14 protein-coding genes are annotated in these 16,234 nt (G+C 51.1%); all 14 read right to left on the reverse strand.

Annotated elements, in window-relative coordinates:
- Positions 1–30: 30 nt before the first annotated feature.
- The 14 genes from radC to gyrB all read right to left on the reverse strand — a co-directional run bounded on the left by radC (position 31) and on the right by gyrB (position 16,215).
- Positions 31–834: a RadC family protein gene (gene radC, locus PORAS_RS05675; protein ID WP_013760527.1), complete on the reverse strand. Its 804-nt coding sequence runs from the start codon at positions 832–834 to the stop codon at positions 31–33.
- The gene (miaA, locus tag PORAS_RS05680; RefSeq protein WP_013760528.1) at positions 834–1,808 is read right to left on the reverse strand and encodes a tRNA (adenosine(37)-N6)-dimethylallyltransferase MiaA; all 975 of its coding nucleotides are present in this window, start codon (positions 1,806–1,808) and stop codon (positions 834–836) included. Before miaA ends, radC begins: the two co-directional genes overlap by 1 nt.
- 18 nt (positions 1,809–1,826) lie before the next feature.
- A complete protein-coding gene (locus PORAS_RS05685) occupies positions 1,827–2,372 on the reverse strand; it encodes an IS1096 element passenger TnpR family protein (RefSeq protein ID WP_004330977.1) in 546 nt (181 codons plus the stop codon).
- Positions 2,373–2,414: 42 nt separating this feature from the next.
- Positions 2,415–3,038 (reverse strand): GTP cyclohydrolase I FolE, encoded by a 624-nt coding sequence (gene folE, locus PORAS_RS05690; RefSeq protein WP_004331001.1) that lies wholly within the window; start codon positions 3,036–3,038, stop codon positions 2,415–2,417.
- A gap of 67 nt (positions 3,039–3,105) precedes the next feature.
- On the reverse strand, positions 3,106–3,528 hold the full coding sequence (locus tag PORAS_RS05695) for an SPOR domain-containing protein (RefSeq protein ID WP_004330986.1): 423 nt from the start codon (positions 3,526–3,528) through the stop codon (positions 3,106–3,108).
- Positions 3,529–3,572: 44 nt separating this feature from the next.
- Entirely contained in the window at positions 3,573–4,337 is a 765-nt protein-coding gene (gene tpiA / locus PORAS_RS05700; RefSeq protein WP_013760530.1) for a triose-phosphate isomerase, read from the reverse strand.
- 15 nt (positions 4,338–4,352) lie between these two features.
- Positions 4,353–5,654: a BT_3928 family protein gene (locus tag PORAS_RS05705; RefSeq protein ID WP_013760531.1), complete on the reverse strand. Its 1,302-nt coding sequence runs from the start codon at positions 5,652–5,654 to the stop codon at positions 4,353–4,355.
- 31 nt (positions 5,655–5,685) lie between these two features.
- The gene (locus tag PORAS_RS05710; RefSeq protein WP_013760532.1) at positions 5,686–6,222 is read right to left on the reverse strand and encodes a DUF1599 domain-containing protein; all 537 of its coding nucleotides are present in this window, start codon (positions 6,220–6,222) and stop codon (positions 5,686–5,688) included.
- Between the two features lie 29 nt (positions 6,223–6,251).
- Complete coding sequence (gene lon / locus PORAS_RS05715; RefSeq protein WP_013760533.1) at positions 6,252–8,720, reverse strand: endopeptidase La; 2,469 nt, start codon at positions 8,718–8,720, stop codon at positions 6,252–6,254.
- Between the two features lie 436 nt (positions 8,721–9,156).
- The gene (locus tag PORAS_RS05720; protein ID WP_013760534.1) at positions 9,157–11,157 is read right to left on the reverse strand and encodes an LTA synthase family protein; all 2,001 of its coding nucleotides are present in this window, start codon (positions 11,155–11,157) and stop codon (positions 9,157–9,159) included.
- A 59-nt stretch (positions 11,158–11,216) separates the two neighbouring features.
- Positions 11,217–12,326 carry a glycosyltransferase gene (locus tag PORAS_RS05725; RefSeq protein WP_013760535.1) on the reverse strand — a complete coding sequence of 370 codons (1,110 nt, stop codon included), beginning with the start codon at positions 12,324–12,326 and terminating at the stop codon, positions 11,217–11,219.
- A 21-nt stretch (positions 12,327–12,347) separates the two neighbouring features.
- On the reverse strand, positions 12,348–13,364 hold the full coding sequence (locus PORAS_RS05730) for a glycosyltransferase family 2 protein (RefSeq protein WP_013760536.1): 1,017 nt from the start codon (positions 13,362–13,364) through the stop codon (positions 12,348–12,350).
- A 22-nt stretch (positions 13,365–13,386) separates the two neighbouring features.
- Entirely contained in the window at positions 13,387–14,232 is an 846-nt protein-coding gene (locus PORAS_RS05735) for a glycosyltransferase family 2 protein (RefSeq protein WP_013760537.1), read from the reverse strand.
- 9 nt (positions 14,233–14,241) lie between these two features.
- Positions 14,242–16,215 (reverse strand): DNA topoisomerase (ATP-hydrolyzing) subunit B, encoded by a 1,974-nt coding sequence (gyrB, locus tag PORAS_RS05740; protein WP_013760538.1) that lies wholly within the window; start codon positions 16,213–16,215, stop codon positions 14,242–14,244.
- Positions 16,216–16,234 lie beyond the last annotated feature (19 nt).

Below are 16,234 nucleotides of genomic sequence, written 5' to 3' on the forward strand. Positions count from 1 at the left end.
AAGGTAGCACTTTTTACGTCAAGTGAGGAGCTAGAGCGATGCGAGTAGACCATTGTCTGCAAAGCTCAAGAAGTGGGAGCGCTCACCGTCAGAGGTTACCGAGGCGTGGTAACGGCCGAGGATGAGGTGATCATTGAGACGTATGTTGCAGACAGAGGCTATCTGCTTGACTCGCTTGGTGAGGTCTATATCCTCGGCACTAGGCTGTAGGTGACCTGTCGGGTGATTGTGTGCTAGGATGATAGCAGAGGCGTAGTGTGTGATAGCGGGAGCCAATATGAGTCGCAGATCGGCTACAGCGTGGCTGACCCCTCCTGAGGAGACTAGTTCGTCCTTGATGACCCGCCCTGAAGCATCTAGGTAAAGACACCTTAGCTCCTCATGGTCTAAACTCTCTAGTTGACGTCTTAAAACGCGGTATGCGTCTAGGCTACAAGTGATAGGAGTGCGCAGAGGTGGTGGTGTGTCTCGTAGTCTGCGTCCCAGCTCGATGGCTGCCAGTATGGTACAGGCGCGTGCATCGCCTAGTCCTGCAAATCGCTTTTTCTTTTCCCCAGGTTCGCAACCTGTGAGGTATGCATGATCTATCTCTAGGAGCCGACCCAGTTCGTTGTTTAGGCCAGTCATGAGTCTCTTTGCTAAGTCTAGAGCGGTGTCTTGTTCAGTACCGGAATTGATGAATATAGCCAGTAACTCAGCATCTGAGAGATGACGAGCGCCAAGTCTGAGGAGCTTCTCCCGAGGGCGATCCTCCTCGCTCCACTGCTTGATGGTGTTTTTGGTAGTGCTTTTGGACAATAGCTTGGCTGGCTGAAGGGGAGTATCTGCTTTCATCAATTAGTCTGTAGAGAGCTGGGGGTGAGTAAGTCTTGCTGGATACGCTCTAGGAGGGGCTCCCAGGGTGTGGATAGGTCAAGCGGAGCGAATTCGTGATGGCGTCGCTGCGAGGTGAGTTGCTTGCGAGCGAAGTGACGACTATTGCGCTGTATGAGACGTACAGCCTCTGTCAGATCGTACTGCCCATCGAAGTGTGCGAAGAGCTCTTTGTATCCTACGGTGTTGAGCGCATTAAGGTGTCGATGAGGGTAGAGCGCCTTAGCCTCATCGACCAAGCCCTCCTCGATCATCATCTCCACGCGTTGGTTGATCCGCTGGTACAGCTCCTCACGGGGTCGTGTCAGGGCATAGGTAAGCAGACGGAAGGGGCGCTCGGCATCTTCGCCTGAGTGGTACGAGGAGAGTGGAGCCCCGCTGCTGAGGTACACCTCTAGGGCATGCATCACACGACGGTGGTTGCAATGATCTACCTTATCATAGTATAGCGGATCGACGAGCTGTAGCTCTGCTAGGATACCTGCTAGACCCTCTTTCTGATAACGCTCGTGAAGCTGCGCTCGTACCTCTGGATCAACAGAAGGAATGTCGTCTATGCCACTACAGATAGCGTCAATGTAGAGCATAGAGCCTCCGCAAAGGATGACGACTGGTTGCTCCCGAAAGAGTCGCTCTAGGAGCTCCATCACCTCTAGCTCATAGCGTCCGGCACTATACAGCTCGGTGATCTCATGGGTAGCGACGAAGTAATGTGGAGCTAAGCGTTGCTCTTCTTCCGTTGGGGTGGCGGTGCCGATCGGCATGCCACGGTATATCTGCCGAGAGTCTGCCGAGAGGATAGGTAGGGGATTAGAGTCGGAGCCTAGATAACGTGCCAGTGCTATAGCAAAGGAGGTCTTCCCTACGCCTGTAGCTCCTGTGAGTACAATCAGTGTAGGGGAGACCTCCTTTAGTTTGCCTGTGCAGCAGCTCATCGGAGAGGACGCTAGGTCTTACTCTTCATCTACGATGCTAAAGCCATCGCTGGAGAGCTCGTCCGCATTAAAGAGTTCCTCATCGAAGGCTTCGTCCATCATTCCTAAGGGAGTATCGACAGAGAGTGCGTCACCGCCCAAACCTCCGACAAATTCGTCTGGGTCAGTCTGTCGTGGTTTCTTGCCTTCTAGAGAGATGATCTGAGGAGTAGACAGAGAGCCACTATGTATCTTGACCAGCTGAAGGCGTAGATAGCGATCCTCAAAGAGGTCATAAAGATAACGCACTCGAGCTCCAGTCTCGTCAAGTAGATCCTCTAAACGAGAGCTCTCTATATTATATTGATTGCCTGCGTCAGTCTCAAAGAAGTCACTGGAGGCTACCTGTCCTATATTCTGCCAGCGATCATCGCAAAGGTAAAACATACCAATCGATGCAGGATCGAAGTCTAGAGTATCGATCAGCAGATCCATAAGCTGTGCAAAGGTAGCATCAGCCTGTATCTCAAAGTCTAGAGAGAAGGTCTCCTCAACCTCGGAGCTTACGTGATAGTGATGTATCATAAAGAGAATGTCGTGCCGTGTGAACTAAATGAATATGCCAAGCTAACCCTTACGTACTAGGTTGAAAAACTCCTCACGAGTCTTCGACTCTTTGAAGGCTCCCGTGAAGTCACTCGTCGTAGTGAGCGAGTTTTGTTTCTGGACACCACGCATCTGCATACACATGTGCTGTGCCTCGATGACGACAATGACGCCTAGTGGTGAGAGTGCCTGCTGGATGCAGTCTTTGATCTGTGTAGTCAGTCGCTCCTGCACTTGTAGACGACGGGCGAAGACCTCGACAATGCGAGGTATCTTGCTCAGTCCCGTGATATACTTGTTGGGAATGTAGCCTACATGCACCTTACCAAAGAAAGGTAGCATGTGATGCTCGCAGAGAGAGTAAAAGTCTATATCCCGTACGATGACCATCTGCTGATAATCCTCTCTAAATGTGGCAGCGCGTAGGATCGCTAAGGGATCTTCCTGGTAGCCCTTGGTGAGGAAGTGGAGTGCCTTGGAGACTCGCTCGGGAGTCTTGAGTAGCCCTTCACGAGTTGGGTCTTCGCCTAGCTCTGTGAGGAGTTCCTTGACGTGATCTTTCATCCGCTCTAGCTGTGTCTCGGGTAGAAAGTCGTTGACCTCGTAGTTTTGATTGGTATGTAGTATCTGCTGGGGCTCTTCCATGTATGTAAGATGGTTTTCAGAAAAAGGGATTGATTGATAAGTCTATGGAAATGGTTACGGGTAAATCTTAACGCACTCGTATTTTCTCCCGCACTATGTAAGCTTCTCTCATTAAGCGTGGATGGGATGCACGCAGGGCGTTGAGTTGTTGCTGAGCTTCATGTCGTGAAGCGTAGTCACCTAGTGATAGACGCCAAAATGGCGCGCTATAAGTGACGTAAGAAGAGAGTTCAGGTGCTGCTCCCCTTAGCTGGCTAGCTAAGCGATATGCTTCCTGCTTAGCACCGCGCATATTGCTCGTATAGACCTGTATGCGATACCCCGTGATGATGCCACTTGGGGTATGGAAGGACTTGCCTACGACAGATCGTAACCAGTTGGGCTGAGTGATAGTTACTTGACCCCCACTGCTTTGCGTGGTTATATGGGTAAAGATGTCCTGCTCTTGAGCGCGCTCCTGAGCCACAAGCGAGCCAGAGAGTATGGTCACACTCAAGAGTAGGACTAGTGAATGCCTTATGGGCGATGAGAGCCTCATTTGTTTGCTGTGATAATAGGTAAGAAGGTATCGGCTTTGAGGGCAGCTCCTCCGATGAGTCCGCCATCGACGTCGGGCTGTGAGAAGAGAGACTCAGCATTCGAAGCCTTACAGCTACCTCCGTAGAGGATTGTGGTGAGATCTGCTAGCTTCTGGTCAAAGAGCGATGCTACCGTTTGGCGAATATGTTGGTGCATCTCCTGTGCTTGATCTGGCGTTGCTGTCAAGCCTGTGCCGATAGCCCATACAGGCTCATAAGCTATGACTATCTGCTCCATCTGCTCGTGTGAGAGATGTCCTAAGGATCCACGCAGCTGCTCATCGACCACCTCGAAGTAGCGATTGCCCTCACGCTCTGCTTGCTGCTCGCCAACGCAGAAGATGACCTTCAGACCATGAGCGAGAGCCTGATCAATCTTTTGGGCTAGTAGCTCGGCACTCTCTTTGTGATAAGCCCGACGCTCACTGTGCCCGATGATGACGTAGGTGCAGCCGCAGGAACGTATCATCTCAGCAGATACCTCACCTGTGTAAGCTCCAGCATCGTGTGCTGAGCAGTCCTGTGCAGCATACTCGATGTCGCTCCCAGCGAGTAGTCCCTTCATCGCACCTAGGTGAATGTAGGGAGGAGCTAGGATAACCTTACAAGGGTTGCTGAGCTTTGCCACCTGCTCTTTGATGTCCGTGATGAGTCGGAGCCCGGCGTCCAGGGTCATGTTCATTTTCCAGTTCCCGGCTACGATGAGTGTTCTCTTGTCCATGATATATGTGTTTGATTATTTAGTCTTGATTTGATATTCTGAGTACTTGCTTTTGTCTTCCCACTGGATGCTTTGGATCAGCATAACAAGGCAAAATACGATCCAAGCAGCGAGAAGTCCCCAACGCTCTATGTGTAGTCTAGCGTGAGGTGCTTGTCGTAGTAGTGAGGAGAGCTTTTCGTAATCCTGATTTGTGTACTTGTCAGGCAGGTCTCTAACCGCTCTCTTGTCTAATATAACTCCGTCAGAGATAAGCATGACAGAGGGCTGAGCCCGTGCCATGGTCTTGATGGTTGTACCATCACAAAAGTAAAGGGGGTAGGCTGCTGCCGTCTTATTGCGCCAGCGTCCGCGCTCTTCGGGGCTACTGCCAGAGATGCCGTACATAGCGACACCGACAGACTCAGCCCACTCGTAGAGCGCATTGAGTTTGCGCCCGATCTGTATGGGCGTCGTCTCCCAGTTTGGCGTTATAACCCATATCTGCGGACTCTCATTGAGTAGCATCGTCTGGGTTACCTCTCGCTCTGTCGCTTGCTGTGAGCTTCCCCCCGCATAGATCGCAAAGTCCATGACGGGAGGCTCGTAACCCTCCTTGATGACTCGTTCTTGGCGGTCAATGTAAGTCCATGTGGAGTCGGGGAGATCCTCCATGTTGAATGTCTCCCGCAGTCCATTCTTCTCATAGATAAAAAGGTACTCGATCTCCTCTTGAGGAGCGTTTTCAGGGATCATCGTCAACTCTCGCAGCGAAGCTCCGATCTTGTAAGGACGAAAGTCTATAAGTGGTAGATGCCTTAGGTTACCACCGACGAAAATACCCCAGCCTAAGAGTAGTATGGTAGCTGCCACAAAGCCCGTTGTGCCTCGCAAAGGATGACTCACCCTGCGATAGGTCAGGAGGTAAACTATCGTGATCGCCATGAAGAAGACGTTCTTGCCAAAGGTCTGCCAATTGGTGAGCTTGAGTGCATCTCCAAAGCAGCCACAATCGCTAATAGGGTTAAAGAGGGCTAGATAGAGTGTCAAGAGCGTCATTACACCCATAAAGATGGTGGTAGCCCATGCTGTAATCTTCCTCCACAATCCCATTAAGAGGAGACCACCGAGGAGAAATTCAAAGGAGCAGAGTGCGACTGAAAATGCTGGTGCCATAACGCTCAAACTCCCCAGCTCCATCACTCTGAGGTACTCCTCAATCTTGATAGCACCTCCCATAGGGTCTACTCCCTTGACAAAGCCTGAGAAGAGTAGCAGAGCCACTAGTATGATGCGAGAGAGTTCGGATAGGATATATTGGACTCGTTGACGGCTCATAGGATTATCTATAAATGAAAGTTTGCTATGCCTAGTCAAAGCGTAACTTGATCAGTGCAAAGATAGCGTAGTTTATCATATCCTGATAGTTAGCCGCTATGCCTTCGCTCACAAGGGTCTTACCAGCGAGATCTTCGATCTCCTTGGTGCGAAAGATCTTCGTCAGTATGATGTCAGTGATCGAACTAATGCGCATCTTGCGCCAGGCCTCATCGTAGTCATGGTTCTTGTCGATCATCAGCTGGTAAGTCTCCTCGATGAGCTGATCATACAGCTCAAGTGCCTCTTCGGAAGATAGGTCGGGCTTGTCGCTCGGAGTGCGTTCTAGCTGTATGAGACCGATGATGCCATAGTTGACGATGCCGATATACTCGTTGTCCACGTCCTCATCGACACGCTGCTCCGCTTTGATCTCGAGGGAGCGTATGCGTAGCGCCTTGATCATCATTTGATCTGTGAGTGATGAAGGACGTAGTATGCGCCACGAAGCTCCATAGTCGTGTAGCTTTTGGGCAAAAAGCGTCCTACACTCTGCGACTACTTCATGGTACTGCTGCTCTGTATTCATAGGCTCTAAAGCTTTAGGGTGCGGTGGGGCTAATCGTTGAGCGCGAGGTCTAGTACCTCCTTGATCGTCTCTACATAAGAGAAGGTCAAGCCCTCAATGTATATAGGCTTGATGTCTAAGATATCCTTCTCATTCTCTTTGCTCAGGATCAGCGTCTTGACGCCAGCCCGCTTAGCTGCTAAAATCTTCTCTTTGATACCTCCCACGGGGAGCACACGCCCTGTGAGCGTTATCTCTCCACTCATAGCAATGCGAGGCTTCACCGTGCGCCGGGTCAAGGTAGAGACGAGCGATGTCGCCATCGTGATACCTGCACTCGGACCATCCTTCGGAATAGCCCCCTCGGGGACGTGTAGATGTATCTCCAACTTGTCAAATGTGTCTTCAGGTATCTCTAGCTCTTCACAGTGTGCCTTGATATAGTCTAGAGCGATGACGGCACTCTCCTTCATCACATCTCCTAGGTTGCCAGTGAGTGTTACTTTGCCTTCTTTACCACGATGTGTGGAGCTCTCGATGAAAAGTATCTCGCCCCCCACCTCGGTCCACGCTAGACCCGTGACGATGCCTGGCATACCAAAGTCTTGCCATATATCTCGCGTGTAGGGTGGTGTGCGTAGGTCTTGCTGTATGATCTCAGGTGTAATCTGCACACTGTATTCTTGCCCCATAGCTACCCGCTTAGCCTGCTTGCGCATGAGTGCTGCAAGGCTCTTCTGTAACGTTCTCACACCACTCTCCCGGGTGTAGCCCTCGATGAGATAGGTTAAGGCAGCTGTGTCTATGTCAAACTGATCGCTTGTCAGTCCGTGTGCCTCCAGCTCCTTGGGCACTAGATGACGATGAGCTATCTCGACCTTCTCCTCCAGCAGATAGCCCGACACCTGTATCAGCTCCATACGATCTAGGAGCGGACGTGAGATGGTGCTAAGCGTATTGGCGGTAGCTATAAAAAGTACCTTGCTCAGGTCATAGTCTATGTCTAGATAGTTGTCGTGAAAGGCCACATTCTGCTCTGGATCTAGCACCTCTAAGAGTGCAGCTGCGGGGTCGCCCTTGTAGTCCGAAGAAATCTTGTCGATCTCGTCTAGCACGAAGACTGGATTGCTTGTGCCTGCCTTCTTGATGCTGTCTATGATACGACCGCACATCGCTCCTATGTAGGTACGTCGGTGTCCACGTATCTCCGCCTCATCGTGTAGACCTCCGAGGGAGATGCGTACATACTTACGTCCCAGGCTCTCGGCTATGCTCTTGCCTAGTGAAGTCTTACCCACTCCTGGGGGGCCATAGAGACAGAGGATTGGGGACTTGAGATCATTCTTGAGCTTGATGACTGCTAGATGCTCTAGGATACGCTCTTTGACACGCTCCAGACCGAAGTGGTCACGATTCAGTATCTCCTCAGCATGCTGTAGATCAAACTGATCCTGGCTATACTCCTGCCACGGCAGGTCAATCATCAGGCGCAGGTACTGCAGCTGTATGGAGTATTCAGGAGCTTGTGTCGGGATACGCTCTAGATTGCCTAGCTCACGATCGAAGGCCTTCTGCACCGCTTCGCTCCACTGCTTCTTCGTAGCAGCCTCTCGCAGCTCCTCAATGGTTTGGTCTGCAAAGTCACCCTCGCCCAGCTCCTCTCGTATGGTGCGTATCTGCTGCTCTAGAAAGTGCTTGCGCTGCATCTCGTCCATGTCAGACTGAGTCTGCTTTGCGATCTTCTCATTGATCTGTACCAACTCGGTCGTCTGACGTACGTAGGTGATTAGCTCCATGACGAGATGCTTCGTGTCGGAGATCTTGAGGAGCTCCAGCTTAGCCTTAGGCACTAAGGAGAGATAAGCAGCCGTAAAGTTGATCAGGAAGGGGAGGTTGTTTTGCGCATTGATTGTATTGATGAAGTCCTCAGCACCCTCCATGCGTCGTATTTTGACCAGCTCGACCAGTTCATAGCGTAGCTTGTTGAAAGCTACAAAAAGCTCTGTGTCTCTCGTCAGATCCCTCTCCGAACGAGGTAGTGGAAGTGGCGACTCGACTCTGCAGCGCAAGTAAGGATTTGTCTGCGTATAGGTGCTGGTATGGACACGTATGATGCCTCGTAAGATCACTACGACATTGTCTGGCGATGGGTGGATCACATCTTCGACATAACACAGCACGCCCTGCTTAGAGAGTGACTTTGGCGTGATGGGATCATCGGGATCGTCTGATATAGCTGTTGTCGCGACAATGTATTGCCCCTTGGACATCGCATTATTCACTGCGTCTATCTGTTTATCATCAGTCAGCATAACGGCCTGTAAGACGCAAGGAAAGATGACGGTGTTAAAGACTGGTAGCACGGGATAGGTGTTTCCTAACAGTGGTGATATAAGAGCCTCTCGTTCATCGTCAAGTAGCTCATCTTCATCTATAACGCTCGGCAGAGGGATGGCCATGCCTCCAGAACCTACGTTAGGTAAAGATGTCTCTGCAAAGTCGTAATTGTCTTCTTTCATATGAGCGATATCAACTATCTATTGCGCAAATCTGCTTGTATTCTCTGCAAATATACCACATTTATCCGACTAGGTGGAAGGGAGGAAGAGGGCTAATTTCTATTTTGCGGTGCTGGGAGAAGTTTAGACTGACGTATTCTAATCAACGGAGACTATAAAACAGAATATCCACGTGGGGATTCTCAAATCTCCACGTGGATATTTTTTATTCTCCACGTAGGGACGAAACGATTCCTCCGAAGTTTCATTTCATTCCTCCGAAGTTTCATTTCATTCCTACGTAGGCATTTTTAATTTGCCACGTGGAGATTTGAGAATTTCCACGTGGGGATCTACCCCTTCTAAAGGAAGATCGCATCGGGACCTAAGAGATCGTGTCGATCATATGTCAGTACGATCCCCTTTCAGCACCTCAAAATAAGAAGATGTCGCCGGGCTAGTTTGATGACTTTGGTGTCACATCTCTGATTGAGAAGGAGCTCTTGAGGACGCGGTAGTTATAGTCCTGTACGATCGCCTTAAAGAGTGCTGTGTAGTGCGCTACCTCTGGCGGGGTGGGGGCGGTGGCTCGATCAGGCTCCGTCTGCAGGTAAGCTGCTGGCTTCTGAACGCTAATCTGACCGTCGGCGGTCATCGTGAGCGTGAGTGTCTTCGTGAAGAAGAGGTACTGGTTGTGGTAGAAGTTGAGGGCATAGTGCTCAGCCTGCTGGTCGAAGATGTTACTCCCGTAGCTCAGTACTGGCTCCGTGATACCGAGCAGGTAGAGGAGGGTGGGGAGGATGTCTATGTGCTGCACGACATAGTTGCTGACCTCTCCTTGTAGCTTGCCCTGAGGGTCAAAGAAGAAGATAGGTGCTGCAGCATGTCCCGCTAAGTTGGCATACATAGGGTGATCACTAAGGCTTGTGTGATCGGCCGTGATGACGAAGAGCGTATTGCGATACCACGGCTCATCTTTGACCCGCTCGAAAAACTCTCGGAGAGCTTCATCGGCATACTGAGTTGTCTGATGGATCGGGAGCGTACCTTGCTTCAAGTGACCTTTGTAGTCTATGGGCATATCAAAAGGACTATGATTAGAGAGCGAGAAGAAGAAAGCTCCGAAGGGCTCCTGGAGCGACTTCACATCTTCAGCCATAGCCTGCTCGAAGGGTAGGTCGTGGATACCCCATGCACAGACATTAGTCTTAGACTTATCGGGGTATGCTGCTAGATAGTCCTGAGCGGTGTATTGATCCTGGACACCTAGACGATTGAGAAATGAGTAGAAGCCCATAGCTCCCGCCTCATCACCATGATAAAACTTGAGGTGATAGCCGTAATCTCCTAGTGATAGTGGTAGTCCAGTGTCGTAGGAGTTAAAGTGCTGGTAGTTATCCATAGTCCACGCCTCATCGTCAAAGGTGCCACCAAACGAGGGTAGTGAGACGAAGATCGAGGGGAAGGACTCAACGGACCGCTTGCCAGAGGCAAAGCCGTACTGCGCATAGAGCGTGTGTGGCATCAGGCTATCGAGGTAGGGAGTGTAGCTCGGGTACCCATCGATATACCTATTGAGGTAGCCAGTGTACTCTCGCGCCATACTCTCCAAGATGATCACGACCACGTTGCGCCCCTGCATAGAGCCAAAGAGTGTATCACTCTCTGAGAGTGGGGCCGCCTGATAGTAGGGTGTGAAGATGGTAGGCAGCTCTTCGTTTGTATAGAAGGTGAAGAGCTGTCGTGAGGCGGCATCTTTTGTCAGGGCGATGGGAGTATTTTGCAGTATGGGAAATTGCTGTGGATCTGTCGTATAGGAGAAGAATTGCATCGTCGATACCGGTTTACCAACGAAGTCCCAACGTCCTCGCATACTGAAAAAGAGAAATATGACCACACCTAGTGTACAGGTGCCGTCTACCCAATAAGAGCGGCGAGAGGAGCGCTCCTCGCGCTGATACTGTACCAGCCAATAGCCGGCTATGGCTAGAGCTAGTAAGACGAAGAAAGCTACCGTGAGAGGCCAAAACTCTGCAACGAAGTCTTTGTAGAAACTAAACATACTCTTCCCCTGGAACTCTCGGAAGATGTCACTATTTGCTCTCCTCAATACGAACGGATAGTAGCCAGTGTCTGAGACATTGAGGAAGATGAAGAATCCGAGTGGCAAGATATATGCTATATGGCGTATCCAGCGATACCAGCTACTCATCTCGATCCGCCTAGGTAGGTAAGCACCTACGATCATCATCAGGTAGTAGAGTAGCAGTCCGTATGCGATGGCGACCATGTCTAGTATGTAGCCACCCTGCATAAGATGGAGCAATTGCCAGCCATCTACCGAGGGAAAGAAGGACTGATTGTAGAAGAAGTAGAGCAGTCGACACAGCTGCATTAGGACAATCGCCCAGAGGGTATGACAGGCGATCGCTACCCAACGTGATTTGGTTGTAATCATTCGATATGATAGAAGCTTTAAGTTCGGATTTACTAGTAGAGTGTTCCCAGCTCTACGGATTATGATAAGCTCTCAAAGAGTCTCTCCCAGTCTGTAATAATATGGCCTATATCAAAGGTCTGCACATACTGTGTAGCGTGTGCTGCCATAGCTTTGCGCCTATCGCAATCTGCTATCAGCGAGGAGACCTCCCGAGCAAAGAGGTTGAGGTCAAACGGAGGCACCAGCACGCCAGCACGCCCTTCATCTAGGACTACTCCAGTGGCTAAAAAGGAGTCAAAAGCAACGGGAACGACTCCGTGCTGCATGGCCTCTGTGAGAACCATCGACCACCCCTCAGCATCGCTGGTTAAGATCGAGATGGCAGCCCGCTCGTAGTAAGGCTTAGGCTCTTGCGTGCCTAAGATATCACAGTGCTCCAATTGTGCCTGCTCTAGAGTAGCTCGGTAGGGACCATCACCGAGTACGACCAGTCGCCAGTCTGGATGCGCTGCTGATACTTGCCGCCAGATAGCGGGGATGTGCTCTATACCTTTGCCCTTGACGAGACGACCCACGTAGAGTACGATAGGCTCCTTGTCATAGGCGGGGGCTAGCTCTGTAGGGAGATACGTATTGGCATTGTGTATGACGACAAACTTCGAGGTGTCTTTGATGTGAGCAATCTGTGCGATAAAGTCAGCACTAGGTTTGCACAGCACAACAAAAGCATCGGAGAGATCGTAGATCTTTCGCCAAGAGTTGCCCCACTTGCGATTCATAAAGGCTCTGACGACCCGATTGACCACTTTGTGCCTCCAGTGTCGATAGTGATACGAGTCGGGGGTGGTGTGTAGTACCTGTACGAGCTTGGCTCCTGCCTCATCGGTCGCCTCTCGGAGCATAACTGCTAGTCTACGACTATAAGCAGAGTGTGAGACTAAGATGGAGACTTCGTGAGCGCATAGGAAGTCGCAGAGGGCGATGCGGTTTTCCTCCGAATTGATCTTAGAGGGATTGGGGAGTATGAGGGTGTCCTGTCTGACAGAAGCCTTATCGCCATGGTCTACGCATACGTAGCAGAGATGATGTCCTCGCTGCTCCAGAGCTGTAGCTATACGATGAGAGACCTTCTCGATGCCACTAAAGAGCAGATCGATCGCATACCAATTGAAGAAAGCTATGTTCATCTCTTTGGTGCGATTAGGGGACTACTGGTATCGATCGATAAAACGCAGGATGCGCTGACGAGCTTTGACACCTTCGATCGTAAGGGGATGGTCAAAGACCCCCAGCTTGCTCAGTCTATCTAGATCCTGAGCCAGCTCCTGTCGATCTGCGGGATCGGTGACACGTCGCTCTAACTTAGAGCATATTTGCTTGCCAATCACAGCCCACATGCACTCACGCTGCCAATGCTCCTTTTGGTAGGGCGTAGCGCGCTCTTCATAGAGCTGGTAAGAGTGCTCCAAACCCTTGATCCAGTTCTTGACTTTTTTAGTTCGGTGAGCAGAGCGGTCTATCGATCCGATGTTGGGGAAGTAGTAGTAAAAGGGCAGATCCGTGATGACCGTCCGGGGATTCTTGAGGATCACCTCACTCCACCAGGGGAAGTCTTCGAAGATCACTCCTTTGAGAAAATGGACATCCTCCACCAGGCTTCTCCGAAGCAAGTGTCGCCACACGTAAAAGTGCTTGATCGGGTACTCGATCCTCGTATGGCTATACTCTGTGACGTGAGCGAAGACATCATCGGTCGTGTGATACTTCACCTTGTCTAGTGTGAAGCGTCGCTTGAGACCACGAGGCATCGTCTTATCAATGTTAAAGCCTAGAGCATGACGTACGAGTAGCCGAGGGCGGAAGAGCGGATCTTTGTACCAAGAGACGATATCGGCATCCTCTTGCTGGATCAAAGCGTAGGCGATCTCAAAGGTCTGTGGATGGATCAGATCGTCTGAATCTAAGAAGTTGACGTAAGTACCCTTAGCAACGGCCATGCCCGCATTGCGAGCGTCTGAAAGTCCGCCATTCTCCTTCGTGACGATCTTAAAGCGTGGGTCCCTCTCAGCGTACTCTGCTAAGATTTGCGCACTATTGTCAGGGCTCCCATCATTAACACAGATAGCCTCCCAGTCGGTGAAGGTCTGCGCCACGACACTGTCTAGACAGCGTCGTAGGTACTTCTCTACATTATATATAGGGATGATGACGGAGATCTTAGGCATAAAAGACTATTCGGTAGATGGTTCAGACGATATTGCGAAAGCGCTCAGGGATCTCAACAATGAGACAGAGCCCCAGCATAGCGGGCTTATTCCACGCATAGGGAGGACGTATATAGGTCTGAAGCGCGCGTGCTAGGCGTGCTGTGGAGTCCCACGAGCGAGCCTTGTATTTGGTCACCTGCTGGATGGTCTTCGACCGCTTGGCTATGTGCTTAGTCCAGCCTGCCTCTCGTCGATCTGGATCGGCAAAGCGCGCTTCGATACGCTTCATATCGAAGTAGCCAAAATGAAATAGGTAAAGCTGCGGGTCAATGGTGAAGTTGTGTCCCTTGATGCGATGAAAGCCCGAACCCCAGACAACTGGCTGTGCGATGACGCATGGCTTCGTGTAGCGTGTCGATAGCCGCGCATAGTGACGCTGCTGGAGGAAGGGTAGATCCTCTCGAATGTCTTCCTCCTTCTCAAGATGCTGCCCTACATCGACGCCCAGTCCTGAGACGCTGACACCTATATGACGCTGGCTTAGGTACTCCTTAAGTCCCACCCCAACGAGTGGGTCGACGACGAGTATTTCGTCAGCATCGACTCCGATGACGAGGTCGTAGCCACCAGTGGTGAGTAGCTCCTTAGCACGCTCGGAGAGGAAGGCTAGTCGCTCTTTCTCAGCAGAGACCACCTGCCCTTGAATCTTATCTACCGCTACGATCGTAGCTTGAGGACACCAATCGGGTAGAGGCTGATCCTTACCATCTAGATAGATGTATAGATGCTCCTCGCCCAGCTCTCGGCCGTAGTAGGCTGTCCACTTGCGCAGGTAGAAGTCATCGTTGCGCACCATGGTCAGGGCTGCGACACGCTTGGTTTTCATAGCTAGGTGCTAGGCGTCAATGTTGGCGTAGGTAGCGTTCTCCTCGATGAACTCGCGTCGTGGCTCGACATCTTCGCTCATCAGCATGGAGAAGACAGAGTCGGCACTCGCAAGGTTGTCTATGGTCACCTGGCGAAGGGTACGCGTCTGTGGATTCATCGTTGTATCCCAGAGCTGTACATCGTTCATCTCACCGAGACCTTTGTATCGCTGTATCTTGATGCGGTTCTCCTGTCCATTACCATATTTAGTGACGAAGTCTGACTTCTGCTCGTCTGTCCAGCAGTACTCCTCGATACGGTCTTTCTTGCAGAGGTAGAGGGGCGGATTGGCAATGTAGACATAGCCGTTCTCAATAAGCGGACGCATATTGCGGAAGAAGAAAGTGAGGATCAGCGTCGCAATGTGGGCTCCATCGACATCGGCATCGGTCATGATGATGATCTTGTGGTAGCGGAGCTTGGAAAGGTTGAGAGCTTTGGAGTCCTCCTCCGTACCGACCGTCACGCCAAGGGCTGTGTAGATGTTCTTGATCTCCGCATTGTCTAGGATACGGTGCTGCATAGCCTTCTCTACGTTGAGGATCTTACCACGCAAGGGTAGGATCGCCTGGTACTTGCTGTCACGTCCCTGCTTGGCGGTACCACCTGCGGAGTCTCCCTCCACGATGAATAGCTCGCATTCGCTAGGGTCTTTACTCGAGCAGTCTGCTAGCTTGCCCGGTAGTCCTCCTCCTGTGAGGGGAGACTTACGCTGTACCAGCTCACGAGCTCGTCGTGCTGCGTGACGTGCTTGGGCTGCTAGGATGACCTTGTCTACGATGAGCTTAGCCTCTGTGGGGTGCTCCTCGAGGTAGATCTCTAGAGCCTCGCTAACGGCTGCGTCGACGACACCAACGATCTCACTGTTACCAAGCTTCGTCTTTGTTTGTCCTTCAAACTGTGGCTCAGCGACTTTGACACTGACGATAGCGGTCAAGCCCTCACGGAAGTCATCGCCCGATATTTCTTCTTTGATCTTGTCTAGAAGGTGCGAGTCGGTCGCATACTTCTTGAGTGTGCGAGTTAGTCCACGACGGAAACCTGTCAAGTGCGTACCGCCCTCGATAGTGTGAATGTCGTTGACGTAGGTGTAGACATTCTCTTGATAAGAGGTGTTGTAGGTAAGTGCTACCTCTACGGGTACGCCCTGCTTCTCCGTCGTATGATGAATGACATCATGAATGAGCGACTCCTTAGCACCATCTACGTAGCGGACGAACTCGCTCAGTCCATTCTCCGAGTAGAAGATCCAGGACTTTGGCTGTCCCTCCTCATCGTGTACTCTGTGGTCGATGAGTTTGAGATGAAGTCCAGCATTCAGATAGGAGAGCTCACGCAAACGGTGTGAGAGCGTCTCGCTACTATATATTGTCTCACGAAAGATTGTGTCGTCAGGCTTGAAGGTGATGCGGGTACCTGTGTCGTCGGCTTTACCGACCACCTCAACGCCCGTCAGAGGTTTACCTCGGCTGTACTCCTGACGATAGATCTTGCCGTCACGATGTACCTCGGCAATGAGCGACTCGGAGAGCGCATTGACACAGGAGACACCCACACCGTGGAGACCTCCTGAGACTTTGTAGGACCCCTTGTCAAACTTACCACCAGCGTGCAGTACCGTCATGACCACCTCGAGGGCACTCTTGCCCTCCTTGGCGTGCATATCGACAGGGATACCACGACCATTGTCAGTCACTTGGATTGAATTATCTGATAGGATTTCAACCAGCACTTCGGTACAGTAGCCTGCCAGAGCCTCATCGATGGAGTTGTCGACCACCTCGTAGACAAGGTGGTGGAGTCCCTTCTCGCTGATGTCTCCGATATACATGGCGGGACGCTTGCGCACCGCCTCTAGTCCTTCGAGTACCTGTATACTACTGGCTGAGTAAGCACCTTTTTCCTGAGGTGTAGTCATGATGTCTTTCTCTTGTTCGCTCATTGTTATTGGCTTATCGTCA

Source organism: Porphyromonas asaccharolytica DSM 20707 (genome assembly GCF_000212375.1).
In the GTDB taxonomy this organism is placed as follows: domain Bacteria; phylum Bacteroidota; class Bacteroidia; order Bacteroidales; family Porphyromonadaceae; genus Porphyromonas; species Porphyromonas asaccharolytica.